Origin of the sequence: Marinobacter sp. (assembly GCF_048266785.1) — a bacterium.
Lineage (GTDB): Bacteria > Pseudomonadota > Gammaproteobacteria > Pseudomonadales > Oleiphilaceae > Marinobacter.
The window spans coordinates 66,276-82,236 of record NZ_JBLWYX010000012.1 but is presented as its reverse complement, the minus strand read 5'-3'; the positions used below and the strand labels follow the sequence as shown (position 1 = coordinate 82,236).

General features: G+C 55.5%; 13 protein-coding genes. 2 read left to right on the top strand and 11 right to left on the bottom strand.

The genetic code is table 11. The features are described 5' to 3' along the window. Positions 1–113 precede the first annotated feature (113 nt). Positions 114–2,582, top strand: coding sequence for a glycerol-3-phosphate 1-O-acyltransferase PlsB (gene plsB / locus ACN0V1_RS15630; protein ID WP_417545875.1), 2,469 nt, complete (start codon positions 114–116; stop codon positions 2,580–2,582). 35 nt (positions 2,583–2,617) lie between these two features. Here plsB and ACN0V1_RS15625 read toward each other — a convergent pair whose 3' ends face one another. From ACN0V1_RS15625 to ppc, 6 genes are all read right to left on the bottom strand, one after another. After that, complete coding sequence (locus tag ACN0V1_RS15625; RefSeq protein ID WP_417545874.1) at positions 2,618–3,466, bottom strand: class I SAM-dependent methyltransferase; 849 nt, start codon at positions 3,464–3,466, stop codon at positions 2,618–2,620. Further along, the gene (locus ACN0V1_RS15620; protein WP_417545873.1) at positions 3,466–3,825 is read right to left on the bottom strand and encodes a UDP pyrophosphate phosphatase; all 360 of its coding nucleotides are present in this window, start codon (positions 3,823–3,825) and stop codon (positions 3,466–3,468) included. The genes ACN0V1_RS15625 and ACN0V1_RS15620 overlap by 1 nt, the downstream gene beginning before the upstream one ends. Before the next feature lie 77 nt (positions 3,826–3,902). After that, the gene (gene tsaB / locus ACN0V1_RS15615; protein ID WP_417545872.1) at positions 3,903–4,604 is read right to left on the bottom strand and encodes a tRNA (adenosine(37)-N6)-threonylcarbamoyltransferase complex dimerization subunit type 1 TsaB; all 702 of its coding nucleotides are present in this window, start codon (positions 4,602–4,604) and stop codon (positions 3,903–3,905) included. A gap of 19 nt (positions 4,605–4,623) precedes the next feature. Continuing rightward, the gene (gene adk / locus ACN0V1_RS15610) at positions 4,624–5,277 is read right to left on the bottom strand and encodes an adenylate kinase (protein ID WP_417545871.1); all 654 of its coding nucleotides are present in this window, start codon (positions 5,275–5,277) and stop codon (positions 4,624–4,626) included. Between the two features lie 201 nt (positions 5,278–5,478). Beyond that, positions 5,479–6,852: an HDOD domain-containing protein gene (locus ACN0V1_RS15605; protein ID WP_417545936.1), complete on the bottom strand. Its 1,374-nt coding sequence runs from the start codon at positions 6,850–6,852 to the stop codon at positions 5,479–5,481. Positions 6,853–6,912: 60 nt separating this feature from the next. Next, a complete protein-coding gene (ppc, locus tag ACN0V1_RS15600; RefSeq protein WP_417545870.1) occupies positions 6,913–9,558 on the bottom strand; it encodes a phosphoenolpyruvate carboxylase in 2,646 nt (881 codons plus the stop codon). 115 nt (positions 9,559–9,673) lie between these two features. Here ppc and ACN0V1_RS15595 point away from each other — a divergent pair, with 115 nt between their 5' ends. Next, complete coding sequence (locus tag ACN0V1_RS15595; protein WP_417545869.1) at positions 9,674–9,907, top strand: hypothetical protein; 234 nt, start codon at positions 9,674–9,676, stop codon at positions 9,905–9,907. Positions 9,908–9,933: 26 nt separating this feature from the next. Here ACN0V1_RS15595 and ACN0V1_RS15590 read toward each other — a convergent pair whose 3' ends face one another. The 5 genes from ACN0V1_RS15590 to cysM all read right to left on the bottom strand — a co-directional run bounded on the left by ACN0V1_RS15590 (position 9,934) and on the right by cysM (position 15,843). Then, positions 9,934–10,278, bottom strand: coding sequence for a pilin assembly protein (locus tag ACN0V1_RS15590; protein ID WP_417545868.1), 345 nt, complete (start codon positions 10,276–10,278; stop codon positions 9,934–9,936). Positions 10,279–10,414: 136 nt separating this feature from the next. After that, positions 10,415–11,266: a nucleoside triphosphate pyrophosphohydrolase gene (gene mazG, locus ACN0V1_RS15585; protein WP_417545867.1), complete on the bottom strand. Its 852-nt coding sequence runs from the start codon at positions 11,264–11,266 to the stop codon at positions 10,415–10,417. Then, the gene (gene relA, locus ACN0V1_RS15580; protein WP_417545866.1) at positions 11,263–13,503 is read right to left on the bottom strand and encodes a GTP diphosphokinase; all 2,241 of its coding nucleotides are present in this window, start codon (positions 13,501–13,503) and stop codon (positions 11,263–11,265) included. Before relA ends, mazG begins: the two co-directional genes overlap by 4 nt. Before the next feature lie 58 nt (positions 13,504–13,561). Next, entirely contained in the window at positions 13,562–14,923 is a 1,362-nt protein-coding gene (gene rlmD, locus ACN0V1_RS15575; RefSeq protein ID WP_417545865.1) for a 23S rRNA (uracil(1939)-C(5))-methyltransferase RlmD, read from the bottom strand. 26 nt (positions 14,924–14,949) lie between these two features. Beyond that, entirely contained in the window at positions 14,950–15,843 is an 894-nt protein-coding gene (gene cysM / locus ACN0V1_RS15570; protein WP_417545864.1) for a cysteine synthase CysM, read from the bottom strand. Positions 15,844–15,961 lie beyond the last annotated feature (118 nt).

Here is a 15,961-nt window from a genome sequence, read left to right as displayed (position 1 = left end):
GGGCCAAACCGAAATGTACCACAGAGCTGTGGTCATCAAGAATGCAGCCTTGGCTTTCCGGCCTGTACGCAACCAAGTAAACTTGGCCCCTGTTTTCATCGGAGCGACTTTTTATGCGTCTTTACCAGGGTATTCGAAGTCTGATCCTGACCTTATTCCGGAAAATACTGTTTCTATGGGTCCGGACAGATGTCAGCGGAAACAGCGTTGATGCCCTGGGGCTGATGCCGGAAAAGCCGGTGTGTTACGTGCTGCAGTACAGTTCTCTTTCCAGCCGCCTGGTGCTTGAACAGGAAGTGATACGGGCGCAGCTGCCGGGTGCAACCACATCGCTTCCGGTAAAAAACGGCCCTTCACATTCGTTTTTTTTTCTCTATCGGCGTATTGGTGGCCTGTTCCGTAGGCGCCAGACACCCGTTCCGACCAGCGAATTCCAGGCGCTGGTGCGCTACGGCCTTGAGAATCCAGAGCAGGATGTTCAGATTGTTCCGGTATCTCTTTTCTGGGGTCGCTCTCCGGACAAAGAAAAATCTCTGGTGAAACTGCTGCTATCCGACACCTGGTCTGTCGCTGGCCGGCTGCAGAAGTTTCTGATTATTCTGGTGCACGGTCGCAATACCTACGTGCAATTCAACAGACCGCTCTCCCTGAAACAGGTCATCGACGAATATCGTCACAGCGAAGAGCGCGCAAACCGCAAACTTGCCCGAATTCTGCGCACCCATTTCCGCAAAATTCGACAAGCCGTGCTTGGCCCTGACCTGTCACACCGTAGAACCTTGGTTGAAGGCCTTCTAAGGACCCAGGCGGTAAAGGAAGCCATACGGGAAACCGCGATTGAAGAGGACATTGCGCCAGCAAAGGTGCGCGCCCGGGCACTTAAATACGCCGATGAAATCGCTGCCAATATGTCCGTCGTTACCATCCGTGTTTTTGAGGTGCTTCTCGCCTGGTTGTGGAACCGCATCTACAACGGAATTTCGGTCAACAACATCCGTGTTGTGAAAGAATCCGCGCAGAACAATGCCGTTGTTTATGTGCCCTGCCACCGCTCTCATATCGACTACCTCCTGCTGTCTTACGTACTTTACAAGAACGGCTTGATGCCCCCGCATATCGCTGCTGGTATCAACCTGAACATGCCGTTGGTCGGGCCAATTCTGCGAAGGGGCGGTGCTTTTTTTATGCGCCGAAGCTTCCGCGATAACCCACTGTATTCGACAGTTTTCAATGAATACATGCATGTCATGCTTACCCGCGGCTATTCGGTTGAGTATTTTGTGGAAGGTGGCCGTAGCCGCACCGGGCGCATGCTACAACCGCGCCCGGGCATGCTCTCCATGACCGTGCGCAGCTTTCTGCGCGATCATCGCAAGCCGATTGTATTCGTGCCCGTGTATATTGGTTATGAAAAAGTCATGGAGGGGCGCTCTTACCTTGGAGAACTCAGAGGCAAGAAAAAACAGAAGGAAAGTGTACTTGGTTTGGCAAAGACCGCCCGCAAACTCAGTAATTCCTTTGGGCGTGTTGCGGTTAACTTTGGTGAAGCCATACACCTTTCTGACGTCCTGGACGAGGTTCATGAAAGCTGGCGGGATGAAGCCTATGATTCCGAATACCGCCCTGCCTGGCTGAACGACGCTGTTTCCCATCTGGCACTGCGAGTCGCCTCGGACATCAACGCCTCTGTTGCCGTTAACCCCATTGGCATGATCGCAACCGTGCTGCTTGGCGCCGAGCGACTGGCTATGGATGAAGGTCAGCTTATTCGTCTGGCAGATCAGTACGCGGAGCTGCTGAAAGCCTTTCCTTACGCCGAAACCGTAACCTTGCCTGAAGGAACAGGCAAAGACTGGGTCGCCTATTGTGAATCCATGGGGCTGATCTCGCGCCAGCCGCAAAAACTGGGGGACATCATCGGGCTGCAAGGCAGCAATGCGATTCTGATGACTTACTACCGCAACAATATCCAGCACCTTTTTGCACTGCCGGCATTGGTGGCCAGCCTGTTTGAGAACAAGAGTTCCCTCGCCCGGGACAGGATCGTTTTCCTCGCCAGCGTTGCCTACCCTTACATTCAGTCGGAACTGTTCCTGAAATATCAGCCCGAAGAAGCAGAAGCGGTGATCAACCAGTGGATTGATGTTCTGGTAGATCAGGGCCTGCTGGTCGCTCTCGACAATGAGCGAATCGAGCGCCCGGAAGAAGGCACTGAGGCCATGTTGCGCCTGAGGGTACTGTCACGCTTTATCATCCAGACCGTGGAGCGTTACCACATTGCTCTGGGCATACTGCGCAAATACGGTTCGGCCAAAATCACCGCAGAAGAACTGGAAGAGCAAAGCACCCTGCTGGCCGAGCGCATGTCCATTTTGTTCGGCCTGAATGCACCTGAGTTTTTTGACAAGAGCCTGTTCCGTAGCTTTATCGCAAACATGCAGAAGAACGGCGTTATCACCACAGATGACAACGGGCTACTCTGCTATGGCGAAGGACTGGATGAGGTGGCTGACGATGCCAGGCTGGTACTGAGTGTTGAGAAACGCCAGGCTATTCAGCAAGTGACCATGCTGGGCGTCTGACAGGGATTGGATGCCGGGAGACGGTAGAAACGCTTTTAGCGTTGGGGCAGCGCGCGTATCGGGTAGATGTCGTAACGACTGCTCTTGCCCTCTACCCGGGTGCCTGGCTCCGGCCCGCTAATTGCCGGGGCCTTACGCGGGCGCTTCACCACCACCCGATACCTTGCTGCGGCTAATGCAGCCTCCAGCAAGGCTTCCGAATCGTCGTCATCCCCCACGACGGTTCGGAACACCTGCATTTCCTTCTTCACCAGCGCCGATTTGTCCCTGTGCGGGAACATGGGATCGAGATAGATGACATCTGCAGCGTCGGGCGTTTCCGACGCTTCCCCTGCTTTAGTCAGCCAGTCAATACTGCTACCGGCCCGGAGTGTCATCCGGGCGATGATCGGTGCGCAATCCATATTCAGTGCCGCCCGCGCCAAGCCATCTGCCAGCAACGCGTGAACCACAGGGTTGCGCTCGAAAAGGCTAACCCGACACCCCAAACCAGCAAGCACAAAAGCATCCTGACCCAGGCCTGCCGTGGCGTCCAGTACATGCAGTCCCGCCTTTGTTTTCTGCAGGCCTACGGCACGAGCTACAAGTTGGCCTGAGCCACCACCATGCTCACGGCGATATCCCATCTTACCGGTTACGAACTCTGCCCTCACTGGGCCTGGAGCACCTTTCCCGGCCATCTGAAGACACAAGCCGCTTTCATCCAGAAACAGCAGAGCATTGGCATGTCGCACATCTTTGGGGAGCACTACACCCAGATAAGGCAAGGAAAGATCGGTACTCAGGGACAGGGCTTGATGATCATCACCCAAGGGGCTTCTGGCAACTGCCAGCGGAATGGTTTCAGCTTGGGGTGAGGCATTCGATACTTTGGAGCGCGACATCAGACCAGAATATCGATTCCGGCGAGCGCGGTGCTACCGGATTCCTGACCGGCTGCAGCGACGCTGGCAAAGGTCGATAACGCCCGGGCAGCGGTTAGCGAAACCTCCTCCGCACGGAAACGCTCCAGACGCACATTATCAGCCGCGCGACGAGCCTCTACACGACGCTCTGTGCTCTCGCTGACACTTAGTTCTGACACTGGTTGAAGCGGGCTGCCTGCAAGATCACGGTGGGCTGATTCGGCTGGTTTCTCGGGAGCAGACGCCGGAGAACGGGCAACATCACTGCGTTCCCGTACTGGGCTGTTGGTGCCCGACTGATAGGGGAGTGTACTGCCTGGGTTAATACCACCAATCATTGTCAGAGCACCACTGGCTTCAGAGAAATAATCGCTACTTGTCGAAGTATGGAAGAACTCCGGGTCGATTAAAAGACTTACTCGCGGCCAGGCAGCTTCTTCCAGGTAACTTCATCGCGAATGTATACCGGTTGGGCCTGCTCTGCCGGCACAGCCATGTCCTGGCTATACTTCACCGCAGCCAGGCGTGCTACCCAGCTGGCCCGGGGGATAAGTGCGTCATCTACGGAATTGATTCGTGCTGATACATCGGCAGGCATGCCGTCGCGAAAAGCCCAGCCTTGGCCTGCGCCAATCCAATTTACAATGCCAGCTTCCATCAGAGCCACCCTGGATGGCGGACAAACCCTCTCCTCACCCAGCAACTCCGGCAAACCCGAACGATTGCGAAAACATCCCCAGTAGACCTCACTCATACGGGCATCAAAAGCAACAGCAATGCCCTCGCCCTCACCCACCTGTAAAGCTTCAATGGCCCCCAAAGCAACGGTCTCGAGCGAAGATACAGCAACGACTGGTAGCCCAAGGCCCCACGCCAATCCCTGAACCACACCTGTGGCAATACGAACACCGGTAAATGAACCTGGGCCGCGAGCGAACGCCAAAGCGTCAAGATCTGCAGGTTTCAGTCCTTGTTCCGCCAGCAACGCGCGAATCATCGGCATCAGCAGGCGAGTATGGCCTCTGGGGGCAATTTCAAACTTCTCGGTAACTCTACCATCTGTAAAAAGGGCTGCAGAGCAGCCCTCCGATGAGGTGTCCAGTGCCAAAAGTTTCACAAGCGAGCGCGGCCTCGGATTACTTCAGTCTGGCGCGAATCTGATCGCGAATACTGTCCAGACTGCCAACACCTTCTACCCGCACATATTCAGGTGCCAGTTCAGGCTGATTTTCAGCCAGATCCTGATAATAGTCGATCAACGGTGCTGTCTGATCGTGATAAATCTTCAGGCGTTTGCGAACGGTTTCTTCCGTGTCGTCGGGGCGCTGCATCAGCGGCTCCCCGGTTTCGTCGTCCTTGCCTTCCACTTTCGGCGGATCGTATTTGACGTGGTAGATGCGACCACTGCCTTCGTGCACACGGCGGCCTGACAGGCGGCTGACAATCTCTTCATCATCCACGGCGATCTCGACAACGTAGTCGATAACTATACCTTGGTCTTTCAGAGCTTCAGCCTGAGGAATGGTGCGGGGAAAACCGTCCAGCAGAAAACCGTTTTTGCAGTCCGGTTGCTGAATCCGCTCCTTAATCAACGCAATAATAATATCGTCAGATACCAGACCACCGGTTGTCATAACCTCTTTAACCTGTTTACCAAGCTCGGACTCGGCCTTGACCGCCGCCCGAAGCATGTCACCGGTGGAAATCTGGGGAATACCGAAGCGTTCAGTAATGAACTGGGCCTGAGTCCCCTTTCCGGCGCCTGGTGCGCCTAACATGATGATTCGCATAACGCTGTGCTCCCGTTTTCGTCATTATAGTTGGAAAAGTTGTGGCAAAAACCTGCGTCTTTGCGACAACTTCTCCCTTCAGAACAGATGTCCGAAGGATTCAGAGATGGCGCATTATACGAAGTCAGGCACCTCAGAGAAAGTCGACCTCCGTATCATCTCGGGAACACGGTCGTGCTGCAGAAGCCCGAAAGGTCGCAGTCAGGTGGTCAGTGAGGATGCAAGAGCATCCAGCTCCGGGGCAACCTGATCAATTTCATCCATCAGCTCGCTTACGACACCAGGCGCCAATTCCAACCCTTTCAGCAGCGCCGGAATGTCATCTGGGTTAAACTCATCACCGATACCCCGATCCTTTAACAGCGCATTGGCCAGTTGCACCATCATTACATAGTTCTCATGCTCACCTTGATAACCCGGTTGCTGATGAACGCCTGCTGCTTTGACCACCGGATCAGGCAACTCCCATAACCGATGCAAAATACCACCAATGGCTCCGTGCCCAACCGCAATAATTTCCTGCTCACTGCCCTGACCAAACACCTGTTGTTCAAGTGATTGCATGCTGGCTTCGGGATTCGCTTCGCGCAACTGGTTGAGCTCTTTGAATTCGATAGGGAACAGGTGACCCACCAGCAGCAAACCAAAGTTGTGCAAAAGGCCACACAGATAGGCCAGGCCCTTGTCCGCACCACAGCGAGGCGCAATGCGTTGGCACATAAAGGCGCAGTATAGTGAGTGGCGCCAGAAATTATCCATTCCAAGGAGGCCTGCCCTGGGCACATCAAACGCCCGCACTGAGGCGATACCCAGTGCTATATGAGCGACGCGATCAAAGCCCAATACGCGGGTGACCGCTTCCTGAACGGAATTGATCTGGCCAGGGTAGTTGAACAGGGCTGATCGTGCATAGCGCATCACCTGCGCTGTCAGGCTGGGGTCAAACTCGATCAGCTCTGCCAACTCACGGGCAGTGGCCTCGGTGTTGGAAGTCAGGCGCAGAATGCGTAAAGCCAATGCCGGCATCGGTGGCAGCCGGTACAGTTTTTTCAGCTTGCTCGCCACTTCTGCTAATGTCAGCGCCTCCTGGGCACCATCATCGCCCGGGCCGCGGATCGCCAGATGCCCTTCCCGCGAGCCGGCCATGGCCATGCTCAGGGCATGGCCATTCATTTCAACCAGAGAGTGGTCCGTGCCACTGGAAAACAGCACCTGCTCGGCCCGGGCAACATCATCGTCCAACAGAACCGGTAGATCGTAAGCATTGCCAATCGGTGGTATAAATCCCGGATCGCAGTCGCTGAAAAGCCGCATGGTCTGATGCGCCGTGAGCGGCTGCAAGTGGCGGCCAGTCAATTTCCGGAGCGCTTCTGCATCGAGCGCACTGTCGTATCTGTGAACGACCATCACAATCCCACTGATATCAATCAGCAGCGTTGCCCTGATAACCTTATCCCGGGATTGCCCCAAAGCAGGCACCGCCGCATCCAGGCTTGGCACCCGATCAATAGATCGCTCTTTGTAGGCTATGCCCTGTTGATCCAGGAACCGCTCCAGTCGCACTGCAAGAGCCACAAGAATACTCCTGTTGTCCATGGCAGGGGCTTCTGCGCCCCTCATCCGTTACCGGCCGTTTCAACCGGTGTTACGCATACCGGCGGAAATGCCCGCCATTGTAACCTTAAGCGCGCGTTCTACCATCTCTGGCACCTCGCCCTTGCCTTCGCTCTCACGGTCACGCTTCAGCAGCTCCGCCTGCAAATAGTGCAAGGGGTCGGTATAGGGGTTGCGTACACGCATGGAGTGGGCGAACACCGGCTCGCCTTCCAGCAGCTCATGTTGTTCCTTGAGTTCCAGAAGGCGCTGAACACAGCCCTCAAGTCGATTGCCCAGGCTGGCACCGAGTGCTCTCAGCTTATCGTCATCCAACAGGGTCTTTTCGTAATAACCAGCGATTCGCAGATCCGCTTTGGCCAATACCATTTCAAGCATGTCTACATAGGTGCGGAAAAATGGCCAGCCCTGCATCATCTCACGCAGCACGGGTAACCGCCCCTCTCTGGCCGCATCTTCAAGCGCCACGTCACTGCCCAGCCAGCTGGGCAACATCAGCCGCATTTGGGTCCAGGCAAAAATCCAGGGGATGGCCCGCAGGCTTTCCACACCCCCTGAGGCCTTGCGGCGCGCCGGCCGGCTGCCCAGCGCCAGTTTCCCCAGCGCCTGTTCAGGAGTCACCTGCCGAAAGTAAGGTACAAAATCCGGGTTCTCCCGAACCACTTCCCGGTAGGCCTTGAGTGAGCGCTCGGTCAGCCAGTCCATGGTGTCACGCCAGTTATCTTGCGGCTCCGGGGGCGGCAACAGAGTCGCCTCAATCACCGCTGTGGTGTAAAGCGTCAGGCTTTGCACTGCCAACTGCGGCAGGCCAAATTTGAAGCGGATCATCTCACCCTGTTCGGTAATGCGGAAACTGCCATTCACCGAGCCCGGGGGCTGGGACAGGATCGCACGATTCGCCGGGCCGCCGCCACGGCCAACCGTTCCGCCACGGCCGTGAAAGAGCGTCAGGTGTACGTCGTACTGACTCGCTACCTGCGTGAGCTTTTCCTGAGCCTGGTATTGAGCCCAGGCCGCCATAAGCTGGCCAGCATCCTTGGACGAATCCGAGTAGCCAATCATGACTTCCTGCCGACCCTGGCAGTAATTCTGATACCACTCAACCTCGTAAAGCGCCGCCATACTGTCGGGCGCACCACGCAGGTCGTCCAGAGTTTCAAACAGAGGGACCACCCGCATGGGAAATTTCATGCCTGACTCGCGGAGCAGCAGGATTACACTGAGCACATCCGAGGGCTTGCTGGCCATGGAAATGACATAAGAGCCCAGCGCTTCCGGTGTTTGCCTGGCAACTACCTCACAGGTGTCCAGCACCTCGCGCACCGATGCAGAAGCCTCCCAGTTGCGCGGGACAAGCGGGCGACGCCCCCGAAGCTCCTTTACCAGAAATGCCTGGCGTTCGTTTTCATTCCAGGACAAATAATCGCCCAGACCAAGATACTCCACCATCTCGGCCACGGCCTCGGCGTGACGGGTCGCCTCCTGTCGGATGTCCAGACGAATCAAAGGAAGCCCGAACGTATGAGCACGCCGAATGGTATCCAGCAACGAACCTTTGGCAATTTGTTCGAGCCCGCACTCCACCAATGAGCGATAGCAAAGCTCCAGCGGAGCCGTCAGATCCTGATTTTCAAACAGAATGCCGGTAATGTCTGCAGGCTCACCACTGACACTGGCTTCGGCCCAGTCCCGGGTTTTGAGCAGGCGCTCCCGGAGTTCGGCCAGCACATACCTGTATGGTTCCCGGGAATCGCCTGCCAGGCCACGCAGTTCATCACTCGCCTGCCACATGGAAAGCTCGGCCCGCAATGACTGAATATCACGGAGAAAAAGATCCGCCGCCATCCAGCGCCCGAGCAGAAATACCTTTTGGGTCACCTGATGGGTGACGTTCGGGTTACCGTCCCTGTCGCCGCCCATCCAGGACGCAATCCGCACGGGGGTCGCCTGCAATGGCAAGCCTTTTCCAGTCGCCTTTTGCAGCGATGCGTCAAGGTTCCCAAGAAACCGCGGCAGAGCCTGCCAAAGGCTGTTTTCGATGACTGCAAACCCCCACTTGGCTTCATCAACCGCCGTGGGCCGCTCATGCCGGATTTCATCCGTGTGCCAAGCCTCTGCCACCAGTCGGGACAGACGCTCGGCAATCGCCTCTCGCTCGACCGGCAACAGGTCATCGTGATCCAGACTGGCCAGGCACTCCGACATTTCATCGTATTTCATGATCAGCGTGCGACGCGCCACTTCCGTAGGGTGCGCTGTCAAAACGAATTCTACACGCAGGTCTGCCACACACTGGTGAAGCGCTTCAGGACTGACACCGCTACTTTCCAGACGTTCAAATACGCCGTCAATCGGCTCGACCATCAGGTCAGAAGGGTGACCGCGCCTGCGGCGAATGCCATGATATTGCTCAGCAAGGTTCGCAAGATTGAGAAACTGGTTAAACGCTCTGGTAACCGGTAGCAGTTCATTATCGCTCAGCTTGCCGAGAAGATTTACCAGGCGTTGACCGGAGCCGCTTTCCTGCCGCCGATCGGATTTGGCCGCAGCGCGAATTTCCTCAATAAGCTCAAAACAGTCCTGACCCGGGTGGCGCTGGATACTCTGCCCCAGCAGCTCACCCAGCATACGGACATTTTCACGAAGATCAGGGTGCAACTCAGTCACATTGGCGTCCTTTTAAATTGACGGAGGCAAAGTAAACTAACGATACTAAGGAACAGCCGGAAAAGTCTATTGGCGATTGTTGTCGTAGCTGCGGTAGCACATACAAGGAGCCCCCATGAAAGTCACTGATCTGCCCAAGCAGTGGGAACAAAAGAAGAAGTCTGCAGAGCGAATCCACGATTATAATCTCAGACTTCCCCTGGAAGACGCTGCGCGTATCTCTGCGCTGGCAGAGCTTTATCCTGACCGCAGCGAAAGCGACATTCTCAATGACGTGATTAGTGCAGCCCTGGACGATCTGGTCAGTCAGGGCCCACTAAAAGAAAAGTTGGGCAGTAAGAACAGTTAGATCAGCTTGGCGCAGGGCTTGCTCAGTCACGCCACGGATTCGAGCTGACGGGCTTTAAGGCGCTTGATGTGCTTCTGGCTCAGGCGCACGAATTCGGGGGTGACACCTTCATCTTCGTATATCTCAAAGCCGTCCTCATCGTAAGCCACAACCTTGGCGCCCTGGACGTAGGGGAAGTCGGTTTCTATTTCATCCAGAGCCGCCGATATCAGATCCCGCATCAGATCCTGGGGGGCTTTCATGGGATAGAGAGTCGCCAGCTTTTCAAGCTGCTGGTGGTGCTGATCAGACAACGCCATAAAATAGGCATCCCGGGTAAGCCGGCCTCGTGCATGCTTGTCCCAGTAACTGACCAGATCTTTGATTTTCATCGAGCTTGACTCCTGCATTCAGTTGAACACACACAGCGCACAAACAAAGGCGCGTTTGCTTATGAGAAGTGTAGACGAAGCTCATGAATGAAAACCCGGCAAATTGGTAACGGATTGTACCTACACCTGCCCGCTGTCAGCTTTTCTTTTCCACCCCCTTGACGGATTGCCAGATCTCATCGAGTGCTTCGAGACTTTCTTCATCAAAGGAGCGGCCTTGGCGCTCCAGAACCTGCTCAATAGCGCGAAAGCGCGCCTCAAATTTGTGGTTAGTGCGGTCGACCGCCTGCTCCGGGTTAACCTTCATAAAGCGCGCCAGGTTCACGCACACGAACAGTAGGTCACCCAGCTCATCCTCAACGGCATCATGATCACCCTGTCCGGATTCTGCAGCCTGCCAGGCCTCCTTCAACTCGTCGATTTCTTCATGCAGCTTGTCGAACACCGGCTCTATGTTTGGCCAGTCAAACCCGTGCCGTGCCGCCCGCTTTTGTAATTTTTCTGCCCGCACCATCGCCGGCAAAGTCCGGGCAATGCCATCAAGCCGGCCTGGCGTTGCTGCCGGCGAATCTTCCACCTGTTTCTGAGCCCGCTCTTCAGCTTTTATCCGCTCCCAACTCTCTTTAATCCAGGCTTCATCTGGCCGGTTGTCCGGATCAATACGGCTATCCAGCGTGCCCTCCGGGAACACATGAGGATGACGACGTACGAGCTTGCGCACCAGATTATCGACTACCGAATCAAAGCTGAATTGGCCCTCCTCCGCGCCTATCTGTGCGTAGAAAATCACTTGAAACAACAAGTCGCCCAACTCGTCTTTTAAATCCGCATGGTTCTCCCGTTCAATCGCGTCCGCCACCTCATGGGCCTCTTCCAGTGTGTGCGGCACAATGCTTTTGAATGTCTGCCTGGCGTCCCAGGGACAACCGGTCTCCGGGTCTCTCAGCCGGGCCATCAAAACTTTCAGATCATCAATGGAATAACTCATGAACGCTTGCGCCTGACGTCGATAATATTGGGGAGATTGCGGATCTGAGCAAGCAATCGCGCCAACTGTTCCAGGCTGGAGATCTCCACACTGACAATCATGGTGGCGGTGTTCTCATCACGATTTGTCACCGTGTGGAGGGCCAGAACATCGCTCTTTGACGTCGATAAAACCTGAGTAATATCCCGCAGCAGGCCAGACCTGTCGTAGGCTTCGATTTCGATGTCTACCGGGTAGACCGAAGCCTGCTGACCACCCCAGCTCACTTCAATAATGCGGTTGGGCTCAAGTTCCTGCAGATTCAGAAACGTCAGGCAGTCCTGGCGGTGGACGGTCACGCCCCGTCCGACCGTAATGTATCCACCGATGGCATCTCCAGGCAAAGGCTTACAGCATTTTGCCACCTGGGTCTTTAGCTTGCCCACACCCAGAATGTGAATATCGGATTCGGTATCGTAGGGCTTGCGTCGCTGAGCTGCCAGCTTCAGATCAAGCTGTTCTGGTTTTGGCTCCAGCATTTGCTGTGCTACGTTGGCAACGGCCGCCGGGCGAAGATCACCGGCGCCAATAGCGGCAAACATGTCTTCGGCACTGTGATAATTCACTTTTACGGCCAGTGCGCCCGCATCTACATCGTGCAACGAAAGACGCCGGAATTCGTCTTCAATAATGGCACGGCCATCGGCTACGTTACGCTCGCGATTCTGCTGCTTGAACCAATGCGTTACCTTGGCCCGGGCCCGTGAGGTCTGAATATAGCCAAGGTTCGGGTTCAGCCAGTCCCTGCTGGGCGCGACATTATTTTTAGAGGTCAGAACGAATACCTGCTCTCCCGTCCTCAAAGGATACGTCAGCGGTACAATGCGGCCGTTCACCTTGGCACCACGGCAGGCATGGCCAACCTCAGTGTGAACACGGTATGCGAAGTCAACCGGTGTGGCGCCTTGGGGCAGATCAACAACGTGCCCTTCGGGCGTGAAAACATAGATCCGATCCGAGACTACATCGGATTTCAGGTGGTCTGCCAACCCGGACAAATCACCCAGCTCTTCTTGCCATTCGAGCACCTGCCGGAGCCAGTTGATTTTGGCTTCGTAGCCGGATGATTTATTACCTTTATCCGTGCCCTTGTACAACCAGTGCGCACACACACCAAGCTCAGCATCTTCGTGCATGGTATGGGTACGAATCTGGACTTCCATGACCTTGCCATCCGGCCCGATCACCGCTGTATGCAGCGATTGGTAGCCGTTTTCCTTGGGGCTGGCAACGTAATCGTCGAATTCATTGGGGATATGACGCCAGAGCGTGTGCACAATCCCGAGAGCTGCGTAACAATCCCGTACTTCCGGAACCAGTATCCGCACCGCTCTTATGTCATACACCTGGGAGAAATCGATGCCCTTGATGCGCATTTTCCGCCAGATGCTGTAAATATGCTTGGCGCGACCGGAAAGCGAGGCTTCAATACCGGAAGCTTTCAGCTCCGCCTGCAGGGTGGCAATAACACTACGGATATAGCTTTCACGATCGAGGCGTTTTTCATCCAGAAGTTTTGCAATTTTCTTGTACGCCCTCTCATGCAGATAGCGGAACGAGAGGTCTTCCAACTCCCATTTGATATGACCAATACCCAGGCGATGGGCCAGCGGTGCATAGATATCGAACACTTCCCGGGCAACCCGCATGCGTTTTTCTTCAGGCGCATTCTTTACCCCACGAATAGCACAGGTGCGCTCAGCAAGCTTGATCAGCGCAACTCGCACGTCATCAATCATGGTAACCAGCATTTTACGGACGTTGTCCAGCTGGCCTTCGCTCTGCCCAAGCACGTTGCCCTTGAGCGGGTGGTGTATGGAAGATATGGCCGCCATCTGCTGCACGCCGTTAATCAGCCCGGCTATTTCGTCGCCAAACTCCTTGCGGATAACCTCAAGGGCAACCCGCTCCTCTCGCACCGCCCGGTATAGAATGGCAGCAACAAGACTGGCCTGATCAAGGCGCAACTCAGCAAGCACCTGCGCCATTTCAATGCCGATGAGGAAGCTGCTGGAACCAGAAGCCCACAGCCTGTCTTCCCGGAATGCCTGCAAATCGATTTCAGCGGCTTTTTCACAGGCCCTGCGAAACTGCTCCACATTATCCAGGTGGGTTTGCGAGGCGATCTGCTGAACCCAACCCTCGATATCGACCTGTCCATCGCCGGTCACTGCATAGTCTTCGCGAACTTTTACCATATCAATCTTGTTATTCCTGGTGGTTCACACAGCTGTCCTTTGCTGCGCACAACGCTATTCAGTGTGAGTCCCGCTCAAACAGCGCAATAGACTCGACGTGTGTGGTATGAGGGAACATATCCATCACACCGGCACGCACCAAACGGTAACCGTTCCGCGCCATCACTCCTGCATCCCGGGCAAGTGTGGCCGGGTTGCAGGACACATACACGATACGCTTGGCATTAAATGCAGTCAGGTATTTGCAGATTTCCTCAGCACCCGATCGCGGCGGGTCGATAAGGATTTTATCAAAACCCTCTTTTGCCCAGCTCTGGCCGGTAAAATCACCGTGCAGATCAGCGCCATGGAATGCCACGTTCGCAAGCCCGTTCAACTCTGCATTCTCCCGGCCCCGGGCCACCATGGCCTCATCGCCTTCCACACCAACAACCTGAGCGCCCTTGCGCGCAAGGGGCAGCGTGAAGTTACCCAACCCGCAGAACAGATCCAGAACTCGCTCGCCCGGCTGCACATCCAGCCACTCTGCGGCCCTGTTTACCATATCCTTGTTGATGCCTGCATTGACTTGCGTAAAGTCCATGGGATGAAATTTCATGGTCAGATCAAAGGCATCAAGCCGGTAACTCAGGCGTTCATCATCTCTGCCCGCTGATTCTGGCCAGATGCGGTGAACGGTATCGGGGCCCTTGGGTTGCAGGTAAACATGCAGATCCTGAGCCTGACCAAAGGCAACCAGCTTTTCCCGATCGCTAATGCTCAACTCATCCATGTTGCGGAAAACCATGGCAGCCGAATCATCACCACAGGCAACTTCGACCTGGGGAATACGAGCATAGGCATCCATGCTGTGCAGCAACTCACGCAAAGGAAGAATACGTTCGCCAATGCGTGGATCCAGTACTACACAGCGATCAATATCTGTCAGGAAGCTGTTGCGCTTCTCACGGAAACCCACCAGCACCGATTCACGGGCTTTAACATAGCGCACACCCATACGTGCCTTGCGTCGGTATCCCAGCGTGCTCTCAAGAGTGTCCCCCGGCCGCATCGGCTCAATCCACTCTTCAGGCTCTATGCCACCAAAGTGGGCAAACTGTTCACGCAGTGTACTTTCCTTGAACCCGATCTGCGCATCGCTGCTCATGTGCTGAAGGCTACAGCCACCGCAAAGGTCTGCGAACTCGCAGGGAGGCGTTTGGCGATCAGGTGCTGCCTCCAGCACCTCAAGCGTGCGCAGCTCATCAAATTTACTTCGGGTGGAGACCACTTTGGCCATCACTGTCTCACCCGGCAAGGCGCCATCCACGAAGAGGATTTTGCCGTCCTGACGAGCGATACCGCGGCCATCATGGCTAAGCTTTTCCACGTCACAGCGCACGGGTTCCGTAGGAAGTACCTTCCTGCGTCGTCTGCTCATAATCTGTTCTCTTGATGTCGTCAGGTTCAGGCGCCGGGGAAGACGCCGGTCGATAAATAGCGGTCGCCCCGGTCGCAGATAATGGCCACGATAATGGCATTTTCAACCTGCTTTGACAGTTGGAGCGCCGCTGCGATGGAGCCGCCAGATGACACTCCACAGAAAATACCCTCCCGTTCAGCCAGAGCGCGCATGGTCTCCTCGGCTTCCTGCTGGCCGATATCCAGCACCTGATCCACTCGGGTCGCATCGTATATGCTGGGAAGATACGCTTCCGGCCAGCGGCGGATACCGGGTATGGACGCGCCTTCTTTTGGCTGCAGGCCAATGATACTGATATCGGGATTGCGCTCTTTAAGGTAACGGGAAACGCCCATGATAGTGCCTGTGGTACCCATAGAGCTGACAAAATGAGTTACCCGTCCCCCGGTCTGCTCCCAGATTTCCGGGCCCGTGGTCCGGTAGTGGGATAGCGGATTATCCTGGTTGCTGAACTGGTCCAGCACCCGGCCCTTGCCTTCCGCTTGCATTCGAAGAGCCATATCCCGGGCCACCTCCATACCTTCTTCCTGGCTTACAGTAATAATCTCGGCACCGTAAGCGCGCATGGACGCCCGGCGCTCATCGCTCATATTCGCCGGCATGATCAGCACCATGCGGTAACCTTTGATAGCCGCTGCCATGGCCAGAGCGATACCGGTATTGCCGCTGGTTGCCTCAATCAGCGTATCGCCTGGCCGGATTTCACCGCGGTGCTCGGCTTCCTGAATCATCCCTATAGCAGGTCGATCCTTTACAGAACCCGCCGGATTGTTACCCTCCAGCTTTGCCAGAATCACGTTGCTGGTATCGCCGGGAAGGCGTTGCAACCGAACCAGAGGCGTATGCCCGACATAATCTTCAATCGTGGGAAAATGCATATGAGAACCCTGTGGTACACTTTTGCGATGGCATGATACGCGTTATGGCCCCGGTCGCCCAATACAGCTTCTCGCTAATTCCATGACTGCCGGCTATAACAAAAATGTATTTTCCGTT

Bases quoted from the DNA above. Each gene is read 5' to 3' on its own strand.
- plsB (WP_417545875.1), top strand. From the start codon at position 114: ATGCGTCTTTACCAGGGTATTCGAAGTCTGATCCTGACCTTATTCCGG.
- ACN0V1_RS15625 (WP_417545874.1), bottom strand. From the start codon at position 3,466: ATGTCGCGCTCCAAAGTATCGAATGCCTCACCCCAAGCTGAAACCATT.
- ACN0V1_RS15620 (WP_417545873.1), bottom strand. From the start codon at position 3,825: ATGATTGGTGGTATTAACCCAGGCAGTACACTCCCCTATCAGTCGGGC.
- adk (WP_417545871.1), bottom strand. From the start codon at position 5,277: ATGCGAATCATCATGTTAGGCGCACCAGGCGCCGGAAAGGGGACTCAG.
- ACN0V1_RS15595 (WP_417545869.1), top strand. From the start codon at position 9,674: ATGAAAGTCACTGATCTGCCCAAGCAGTGGGAACAAAAGAAGAAGTCT.
- ACN0V1_RS15590 (WP_417545868.1), bottom strand. From the start codon at position 10,278: ATGAAAATCAAAGATCTGGTCAGTTACTGGGACAAGCATGCACGAGGC.
- mazG (WP_417545867.1), bottom strand. From the start codon at position 11,266: ATGAGTTATTCCATTGATGATCTGAAAGTTTTGATGGCCCGGCTGAGA.
- relA (WP_417545866.1), bottom strand. From the start codon at position 13,503: ATGGTAAAAGTTCGCGAAGACTATGCAGTGACCGGCGATGGACAGGTC.
- rlmD (WP_417545865.1), bottom strand. From the start codon at position 14,923: ATGAGCAGACGACGCAGGAAGGTACTTCCTACGGAACCCGTGCGCTGT.
- cysM (WP_417545864.1), bottom strand. From the start codon at position 15,843: ATGCATTTTCCCACGATTGAAGATTATGTCGGGCATACGCCTCTGGTT.